Annotated in this window: 4 protein-coding genes; all 4 read left to right on the plus strand. The window is 61.0% G+C overall.

The genetic code is table 11. From position 1 onward, the window contains the following. The first annotated feature begins 155 nt into the window (after positions 1-155). The 4 genes from PMI23_RS24835 to PMI23_RS24845 all read left to right on the plus strand — a co-directional run bounded on the left by PMI23_RS24835 (position 156) and on the right by PMI23_RS24845 (position 5,420). Positions 156-1,445: a M18 family aminopeptidase gene (locus tag PMI23_RS24835; protein ID WP_007919200.1), complete on the plus strand. Its 1,290-nt coding sequence runs from the start codon at positions 156-158 to the stop codon at positions 1,443-1,445. A 166-nt stretch (positions 1,446-1,611) separates the two neighbouring features. Beyond that, a complete protein-coding gene (locus PMI23_RS29910) occupies positions 1,612-1,788 on the plus strand; it encodes a hypothetical protein (protein WP_007919198.1) in 177 nt (58 codons plus the stop codon). 78 nt (positions 1,789-1,866) lie between these two features. After that, entirely contained in the window at positions 1,867-4,020 is a 2,154-nt protein-coding gene (locus tag PMI23_RS24840) for a mechanosensitive ion channel domain-containing protein (protein WP_007919196.1), read from the plus strand. Between the two features lie 65 nt (positions 4,021-4,085). Continuing rightward, a complete protein-coding gene (locus PMI23_RS24845; protein ID WP_007919194.1) occupies positions 4,086-5,420 on the plus strand; it encodes an amidohydrolase in 1,335 nt (444 codons plus the stop codon). Positions 5,421-5,660: the final 240 nt, after the last annotated feature.

Consider the following 5,660-nt stretch of genomic DNA (forward strand, 5'->3'; position numbering starts at 1 on the left):
AGGCTGCGATCTTTTGATCTTGCTGTTCATAAGATCAAAAGATCGCAGCCTTCGGCAGCTCCTACAGATATGCGTACTCAGCATCGACCACATGTCTGGTCCCAAGCAACGAGCCGATGCGTTAAACTCCCGCCCACTGCTGTCTGGAGTTTCTTATGCGCGAAGAGTTGAACCAAGGCCTGATCGACTTTCTCAAGGCCTCCCCTACCCCGTTCCACGCCACCGCCAGTCTGGTGCAGCGTCTGGAGGCTGCCGGTTTCGTGCGCCTCGACGAGCGTGAGCCATGGACCACCGAGCCTAACGGCCGTTATTACGTCACCCGTAACGACTCTTCGATCGTCGCGATCAAAATGGGCCGCACTTCGCCACTGCACGGCGGCATCCGCCTGGTCGGCGCGCACACCGACAGCCCTTGCCTACGGGTCAAGCCGCAACCGGAGCTGCAGCGTCAGGGCTTCTGGCAACTGGGCGTTGAAGTCTACGGCGGCGCGCTGCTGGCGCCGTGGTTCGACCGCGATCTGTCGCTGGCCGGCCGCGTGACCTTCCGCCGCGACGGCAAAGTCGAGAGCCAGTTGATCGACTTCAAGGCCCCCATCGCGATCATTCCGAACCTGGCCATTCACCTCAACCGTGAAGCCAATCAGGGCTGGGCGATCAACGCGCAGACCGAACTACCGCCGATCCTCGCGCAGTTTGCCGGTGACGAGCGAGTCGACTTCCGCGCTGTGCTCACCGATCAACTGGCCCGCGAACACGGCTTGAACGCCGACGTCGTGCTCGATTACGAGCTGAGTTTCTACGACACGCAAAGTGCTGCAGTCATCGGCCTGAATGGCGACTTCATTGCCGGCGCGCGCCTCGACAACCTGTTGTCGTGCTATGCCGGTCTGCAAGCATTGCTTACCGCCGAAACTGACGAAACCTGCGTATTGGTGTGCAACGACCACGAAGAAGTCGGCTCCTGCTCGGCCTGCGGTGCTGATGGCCCGATGCTCGAACAGACCCTGCGCCGCCTGCTGCCGGAAGGTGACGAATTCGTCCGCACCATCCAGAAATCCCTGCTGGTCTCGGCCGACAACGCCCACGGCGTGCACCCCAACTACGCGGAAAAGCACGACGCCAACCACGGCCCGAAACTCAACGCCGGCCCGGTGATCAAGGTCAACAGCAACCAGCGCTACGCCACCAACAGCGAAACCGCCGGTTTCTTCCGTCATCTGTGCATGGCCGAAGAAGTCCCGGTGCAAAGCTTCGTGGTGCGCAGCGACATGGGTTGTGGCTCGACCATCGGCCCGATCACCGCCAGCCACCTCGGTGTGCGTACTGTCGATATCGGCCTGCCGACCTTCGCCATGCACTCGATCCGCGAACTGTGCGGCAGCCACGACCTGGCGCACCTGGTTAAAGTGCTCAGCGCGTTCTACGCCTGCCGCGAGTTGCCGTAACCATTCCGGACCACTTGTTCCCTGTAGGAGTTGCCGAAGGCTGCGATCTTTTGATTTTGTTTTCAAGGTCAAAAGATCGCAGCCTTCGGCAGCTCCTACTCAGATCAATACCGGTCGGCAGAAACCGACCTAGACTTACATCATTCATTTCGACAAGGCAGTCTCCATGATCTCGATGTCTTCATTCCACGCCATGCTCATTCCCATCCTGTGCGGAATGATCCTGCTAGCGATCGGCTTCAACTTCCGTGACAAGAACGCCGGTGTGTTCGCCATGTGGGTCGGCATGCTGATGATCCTTGCCACCGTGGTCTACAAGATCCTCGCCAAACTCAACGAATAAAATCCGCGCCCGGCTCGCATTGCTTTAGTGGGCCTCGTACACTCCAGCGAATCCGCCCCTTGCGAGGTTGACCGCCTAGTGTTCGCTCGTCTTTTTGCTCTGCCCAGCCTGTTCCTCGTCTGCCTGATGACGCTGCTGCCGTTGGCCCCCGCTCACGCGGTCGGTCTGCCGGGCCTGCTCAACACCAACAAGGCCCAGCCAGAAGCGCAGGAACCGCTCGGCCAGTCCCTCGACGAAGTCATCAAATCGCTGGAAAACGACAAGCAACGCGCACAGTTGCTGACCGATCTGAAGAAGCTGCGCGACGCCACCAAAAAGGCTCAAGCCAGCCCTGAAGAAGGCGTGCTCGGCTTGATCGGCGGCACCCTGTCCAACTTCGAAAAACAATTTACCGGCGCCGACAGCCCGCTCAACCGCTGGGGCAACGAGTTCGACCTGGCCAAGGACGAACTGAGCGCGATGATGCTGCCGGCCAACGAGTGGCTGCCGATCATCTTCGGCTTCGCCATGATCCTCGCAGTGTGGAGCCTGCTCGCCGCCGCGCTGATCTGGCTCGGGCATCGGGTGCGCATGCGCTTCGGCCTCACCGAAGAATTGCCGCAACATCCCAAAGCCCTCGACATGCTGCGCTTCGCTTTGCGCAAGCTCGGGCCGTGGCTGATCGCGTTGGTGATGACCGTCTACATGAGCTATGCATTGCCGTCGTCACTGGGTAAAAGTCTGGCGATGGTGCTGGCCTATGCGCTGGTGGTCGGCACCTGTTTCTCAGCGATCTGCGTGATCGCGTTTTCCCTGCTCGACGGCCCGCATCGCCATCGCGCGCTGTACATCCTGCGTCATCAGGCGTTTCGGCCGCTATGGCTGATCGGCAGCTTCGCCGCGTTCGGTGAGGCGCTGAACGATCCACGTCTGATCGAAAGCCTGGGCGTGCATCTGGCGCACACCGCCGCGACCATCGCCAATGTCCTTGCGGCGCTGTCCACCGGTCTGTTTATCCTGCGTTTCCGCCGACCGATCGCGCACTTGATCCGCAACCAGCCGCTGTCACGACGCCTGACCCGCCGCGCCCTCAGCGACACCATCGAAATCCTCGGCACCTTCTGGTACGTGCCAGCGCTGGTGCTGGTCGGCATCTCGCTGTTCGCCACCTTCGTTTCCGCCGGCGACACCAGCACAGCCTTGCGCCAGTCACTGATCTGCACCGTGCTGCTGGTGATGTGCATGGTCATCAATGGCCTCGTGCGCCGCCACTCACTCAAACCGCAACGCGGGCCGAAACGTCATGCGCTCTACTCCGAACGCTTGAAAAGTTTCTTCTACACCCTCGCCCATCTGCTGGTCTGGCTGGTCTTTATCGAACTCGGCCTGCGCGTGTGGGGCCAGTCGCTGATCGGTTTCGCCGAGGGCGAAGGGCACGACGTCAGCGTCAAACTGTTCAGCCTGATCGGCACGCTGATTTTCTCCTGGCTGATCTGGATCCTCGCCGACACCGCCGTGCACCACGCCCTCACCCGCTCGCGCAAAGGCCTGGCGAATGCCCGTGCGCAAACGATGATGCCGCTGATCCGCAACGTGCTGTTCGTGGCGATTTTCATCATTGCGCTGATCGTCGCGCTGGCGAACATGGGCATGAACGTCACGCCACTGCTCGCCGGTGCCGGTGTGATCGGTCTGGCCATCGGTTTCGGTGCGCAATCGCTGGTCGCGGATTTGATCACCGGTCTGTTCATCATCATCGAAGACTCGCTGGCCATAGACGATTACGTGGATGTCGGCGGGCACCTCGGCACCGTCGAAGGTTTGACCATCCGCACAGTACGCTTGCGCGACATCGACGGCATCGTCCACACGATCCCGTTCAGCGAAATCAAAAGCATCAAGAACTACTCCCGTGAGTTCGGCTACGCGATCTTCCGTGTGGCGGTGCCGTACAACATGGAAATCGACGACGCGATCAAACTGATGCGCGAAGTCGGTCAGAAGATGCGTACCGATCCGCTGCAGCGGCGCAACATCTGGTCGCCGCTGGAGATTCAGGGCGTCGAAAGTTTCGAGTCCGGCAGCGCGATTCTGCGCGCGCGGTTCAAGACTGCGCCGATCAAACAATGGGAAGTTTCCCGCGCCTTCAACCTGTCGCTCAAACGTCATCTCGACGAAGCCGGACTCGATCTGGCGACGCCGCGCATGAGCGTACAAGTGATCACTGCCGGTGGCGGTCAGCCGAAGGAATAGCACTCACGCGCGCGGTTGCAGTCACAGGCAAGGAAGCCCGAACAACAATAATCAAGGAGAACCCGATGCAACTGACGCGCATTGCCCAAGCCGTTCTACTCACCCTGTTCGCCAGCCAAGCCGGCGCCGCCACGCTGGAAAGCACCCGCACGCAAATCGCCGAACAAGCGCAAAAGCTCGAGCCGGAACTGCTGGAAACCCGCCGCGACATCCACGCTCACCCGGAACTCGGCAACACGGAAAAACGCACCGCCGAACTGGTCGCCAAACAACTCAAAGCCCTGGGCCTGGACGTCAAAACCGGCGTCGCTCGCACCGGTGTAGTCGCCGTCCTCAAAGGCGCCCTGCCCGGCCCGACCGTGGCCCTGCGCGCCGACATGGACGCGCTGCCGGTCAAGGAAGTCTCCGACCTGCCGTTCGCCTCAAAAGCCAAGGGCACCTACCTCGACAAAGAAGTCGACGTCATGCACGCCTGCGGCCACGATGCGCACACCGCGATCCTGCTGAGCACGGCGAAAATTCTGACGGGCATGCGCGACACCCTGCCCGGCACCGTGGTGTTCTACTTCCAGCCCGCCGAAGAAGGCCCGAGCGACTTCATCCCCGACGGCAAAAATACCTGGGGCGCAAAAATGATGATCGAGGAAGGCGTGATGAAATCACCGAAACCCGACGCCGTTTTCGGCCTGCACGTCTGGGCCGGCGTCCCCGCCGGCCAGATCGCCTACCGCCCCGGCGCCACCCTCGCCAGCTCCGACGACCTGCGCATCAAAATCCTCGGCAAACAAACCCACGCCGGCCGCCCATGGGACGGCATCGACCCGATCACCGTCGGCGCACAAACCATCGTCGGCCTGCAAACCGTGGTCAGCCGCCGCACCGACATCTCCTCTTATCCGTCAGTGGTCAGCATCGGCACCATCAACGGCGGCACGCGCTACAACATCATCCCCGAATCGGTCGACATGACCGGCACCATCCGCTCGTATGACTACGGCATCCGCCAGAAACTGCACGCCGACGTCCGCCAGACCGTGGAAAAAATCGCCGAAAGCGGCGGTGCGAAAGCGGATGTCACCATCATCGAAAAATACGACCCGACCATCAACAACCCGACGCTGACGGAAAAGATGCTGCCGACGCTGAAGTGGGCGGCCAAGGATGATGTGGTGAATGCACCGCTGGTGGGCGGCGCAGAAGACTTCTCGTTCTTCGCCAAAGAAGTGCCGGGACTGTTTGTGTTTCTCGGCGTGACGCCGCGGGATCAAGACATGAGCAAGGCTGCGCCGAATCACAATCCGGGGTTCTTTGTGGATGAATCGGCGCTGGTGGTCGGGGTGAGGACATTGGCGTCGTTGGCGACGGATTATTTGTATGCCAATGCGGGGGCAGGTAAATAGGGATGAGGTGACTGTGGGGGCGCTTTCGCGAGCAGGCTCGCTCCCACAGGGATTGAGTACATCCGGCAGAGATTGGTCGGCTGTCAGGACGCCATCGCGAGCAGGCTCACTCCTACAAGGGATTGAGTCCAACCGGTAAACCCGCTTCGGCTTCTCACCACTCAACAGGATGAGCGTTAGCTCGGCTGCAGCTTTTGATCTTGCGGTGCTGGCCCCTTCGGCAGGCTGAGTGGAGGGGTT

The organism is Pseudomonas sp. GM24, from assembly GCF_000282235.1.
Lineage (GTDB): Bacteria > Pseudomonadota > Gammaproteobacteria > Pseudomonadales > Pseudomonadaceae > Aquipseudomonas.